Origin of the sequence: Micromonospora sp. ALFpr18c (assembly GCF_008868155.1) — a bacterium.
Classification (GTDB): Bacteria; Actinomycetota; Actinomycetes; order Mycobacteriales; family Micromonosporaceae; genus Micromonospora.
Genome location: NZ_WBKR01000336.1, coordinates 1 through 3287, shown reverse-complemented (window position 1 = coordinate 3287; position 3287 = coordinate 1). Strand labels below are relative to the sequence as shown.

Genomic DNA, 3287 nt, shown 5'->3' with positions numbered 1-3287 from the left:
TACGCGACGGCCTGATCATCGGATAGGAACTCGACGGGCACAGCCGGACACCGTACGGGCCCTCACCACGCGCTCGCCGCCCCACCCCCAAGATCATCCTTAGCGTTAATTCCTGGACGGATCTTCCTCAACCCCGGGTTCCACGGGCCTCCGCATCAGGTTCGGCGGTCCGGCATCAGATCCACCGAGCCAGGACAACTGTCCTGTCCCGGTGCATCTGATACTCGGGCGAGCTCCTGACCAGTGGCTTATCAGTCGCACCGGTCCGGGCAGGGGTCGGATGTCCCGGCGTATTTGAGAAGCGCGGAAGGCTCGCCGGCGGGCCGGCACCGGCTGCAACCAGCCGCGGCTCAGGTTCGTCGGGCCGTTGCATTATCTACGCGGTGCCTTGTGAGCAGATCGGCGGGCCACTTGTCAGATGCGGTGGGACAGGACACCGGGCGCCGGACCACTTGAGATCCACCGATCTCCTTCATGCCTCCATAACTGATCTTATCGAGGCGCGACGCGCCGCCCCTGCGGCCGCGTCGGCCGGGAGTAGACTGTGACGTAACAGGCGTGACGAAATGGGGTGTGGTCCATGCCGAGAAAGCGGGGCCAGGCCGCGTGGCTGTCCCAGATCCTCTCCGAGTGGGCACGCGCGCCCGTGACGGTCGCCTGGGAGGCCGAGGGAGTCGGGCGGGGCGACTGGTGGGTGCGGTGGTCCGACGGCCTGACGGTCGAGGCGATGCGCGCGCACGCCCGCTCGCACGGGGTGTACCTGCGTCCGCTGGACGTGACCGCGCTGCGCTTCGCCCGCGACTACTCGCCGCGGGCGTGGGCGCTGGCGCTGCTCAGCCTCGCCGAGACCCAGTCGGAGATCACCGACTGGCACGAACTGCTCGGCGTCGCCGAGTCGTGGCTCGACGACGCCGACCAACCCGACGACGCGGGCGCCGACGACGAGCACGTCGCGCACCTGGTGGCCGTTGCGGGCGGCCGGGAGGCCGCGATGGCTCGCGCGGTCTTCTCGGCCCGGCCGCAACGGTTGGCTGTGACGCAAGTTCGTGACGAACCCGTGTGTCCGGTCTGCGGTGGCCCGGTGCCGCGCGCGGGCGCCGGCCGGCCGGCCCGCTACTGCTCGCCCGCGTGCCGTACCCGCGCCTGGCGCCGTCGCTCGGCCCGCGCCATCGGTGAGACGAAAACCCGTGACGAAAGCAGGTGTCCGGTCTGCGGAGCCTCGGTGCCGCGCGCGGGCGTCGGCCGGCCGGCCCGCTACTGCTCACCGGCCTGCCGCACCCGCGCCTGGCGACAACGCCCGCGCCACCGCGACGACAGTGACACCACCCGCCCCGACGCCGGGGCGTCCTGACCCTCCACTCAAGCCAGGAGCCGCGATGAGCATCACCGCATTCCCGCGCACGCCGAGCGCCCCCACGGCCAGGGCTCACCTCGCTCACATCCTGGCCGACATCGCCACGCTCGACCCGTCCCGCCAGGGCCACACCGGCCCGGACACCCCGCAGATCACCGCCGCCTACGCGCAGCGAAACGCCCTGATCTGGACCGCCCTCACGCTCGCCCACGAGGCCGGCGTCCCGGCCGGAGTCGGCCACGACCCGAGCGACCCCCACCCGGTCGCGGTCTACCTGGAGCTGCCCACCGGCCAGGTCTCCTGGCACCTGCCCTCCCACCCGACCGGCTGGGACGGGCACACCACCCGCGCCAAATACGCGCGGGTGGCCGCGTTCGTCGACCTGGTCGACGAGGACACCGACCGGTGACCGAAGTGCTCACTGGCGAGCTGCTCCCCGCCCACCAGCCCCTGCCCGCCGCTGCGGCCCCCCACGACGGGGTCCCCACCGTGGGGGGTGCCGCCGACAACGAACTCGAGGAGCTGCTGCGGGAGTGGCTGATCGGGTACGCCTCACCGCACACCCGGAAGGCGTACCGGCGCGACCTGCAGCACTGGCTGGCGTTCCTGGCCACCTCCGGCATCGACCCGCTCACCGAGGCCCGCCGCGTACACACCCACGCCTGGCTACGCGCCCAGGAGACCTCCGGCGCCGCGGCCGCCGCCACCCGCGCCCGCCGCCTCGCCGCGGTGTCCGCGTTCTACGGCTGGCTGATCGCCGAGGACCGCACCGACCGGGCCAACCCCGCCGCCATCGACTCCCGCAAGAAGCCGAAGGTCGACCAGCGCAGCTCCAAGACATCAGGGCTGTCCCGAGGGCAGGCCGAGGCGCTGCTCCTCGCGGCCGACGCCGACACTGGCCCCCAGGCGCTGCGCACCGCGGCGATCGTCGCGCTGCTGCTCTACACCGGCATCCGCGTCGGCGAGCTCGTCGGCGCCGACGTCGAGCAGCTCGGCCACAACCGCGGCCACCGCACCCTGCGCTTCACCGCCAAGGGGGCCGGCGAGCACCTGGTGGCGCTGCCCGCCCCGGTCACCCGACGCCTGGACGCCTACCTCGCCACCCGCGCCGACCTCACAGGCCCGCTGCCCGTGGTAGCTGGGCAGGCCGGCGTCCGGGCCCACCGGCCCCTGGTCGCCACCACCAGTGGCGCCCGGCTCGACCGCGGCGCTGTCACCCGGCTCGTGATCCGCCTCGCCGAGGTGGCGCGGATCCCGGTGAAGATGTCCCCACACGTGCTGCGCCACGCCTGCGCCACCCTCGCCCGCGACGCCGGCGCGAGCCTCGAAGACGTTCAGGACCAGCTCGGCCACGCCGACGCCCGCACAACCCGCCGCTACGACCACGGCGGCGCCCGACTCGACCGGGCCCCCGCCTACACCCTCGCCGCGTACCTCAACGCCGGCGACGGGCATTCCACGGAATCGACCACCGAGGACACCGACGATCCCGGTGCGCGGCCGTGACCGGCCGCCGGGGGCGGTGTGCTGTCGGTGGGCTGCGCTACGATTCCCGCACGGCTGACGCGCCAGCCGATCCGGGAGCCCGCACCCGCCACGCCGGGGACGGGCGGCGAACGGAGAAGACGTCTCAGACTCAGCGCCCCACTCTCCACCTTTCTGTTGTTCGGCATGATCACGTGTCGGTGGGGTCGGGCGTGGGGTACCCCGCCGAGGGATGAGCTGACATGCCGCAGGACAAGCGCAAGCTGACCCGCACGATCCGCGACCGCAGCGACAGCACCGGGGAGACCTACACCCAGGCCCGGGACTGTAAAAAGAACGGTGTAACTCCTGATCAAGGAGACGCACCTGATGACCATGACGACTGACGCCGTGGATACTGCCGCGGTGGCGAAGAAGCAGCAGCAGCCTGGCCTGCCGGCCGGGGGGA

General features: G+C 72.5%; 4 protein-coding genes. All 4 read left to right on the top strand.

Annotation, left to right across the window (positions count from 1 at the left end; all coding sequences use genetic code 11):
- Window positions 1–580 precede the first annotated feature (580 nt).
- The 4 genes from F8271_RS33610 (at window position 581) to F8271_RS32735 (ending at window position 3225) form a co-directional block, all read left to right on the top strand.
- Window positions 581–1351 carry a hypothetical protein gene (locus tag F8271_RS33610; protein WP_225854881.1) on the top strand — a complete coding sequence of 257 codons (771 nt, stop codon included), beginning with the start codon at window positions 581–583 and terminating at the stop codon, window positions 1349–1351.
- 25 nt (window positions 1352–1376) lie between these two features.
- Window positions 1377–1763, top strand: coding sequence for a hypothetical protein (locus tag F8271_RS30635; protein WP_151493276.1), 387 nt, complete (start codon window positions 1377–1379; stop codon window positions 1761–1763).
- Window positions 1760–2860, top strand: a complete 1101-nt coding sequence (locus F8271_RS30630; RefSeq protein WP_151493275.1) for a tyrosine-type recombinase/integrase — start codon at window positions 1760–1762, stop codon at window positions 2858–2860. The genes F8271_RS30635 and F8271_RS30630 overlap by 4 nt, the downstream gene beginning before the upstream one ends.
- 221 nt (window positions 2861–3081) lie before the next feature.
- Window positions 3082–3225 (top strand): hypothetical protein, encoded by a 144-nt coding sequence (locus F8271_RS32735; protein ID WP_192580535.1) that lies wholly within the window; start codon window positions 3082–3084, stop codon window positions 3223–3225.
- Window positions 3226–3287 lie beyond the last annotated feature (62 nt).

Coding starts and splice junctions, on each gene's coding strand:
- F8271_RS33610 (WP_225854881.1), top strand. CDS start 581: ATGCCGAGAAAGCGGGGCCAGGCCGCGTGGCTGTCCCAGATCCTCTCC.
- F8271_RS30635 (WP_151493276.1), top strand. CDS start 1,377: ATGAGCATCACCGCATTCCCGCGCACGCCGAGCGCCCCCACGGCCAGG.
- F8271_RS32735 (WP_192580535.1), top strand. CDS start 3,082: ATGCCGCAGGACAAGCGCAAGCTGACCCGCACGATCCGCGACCGCAGC.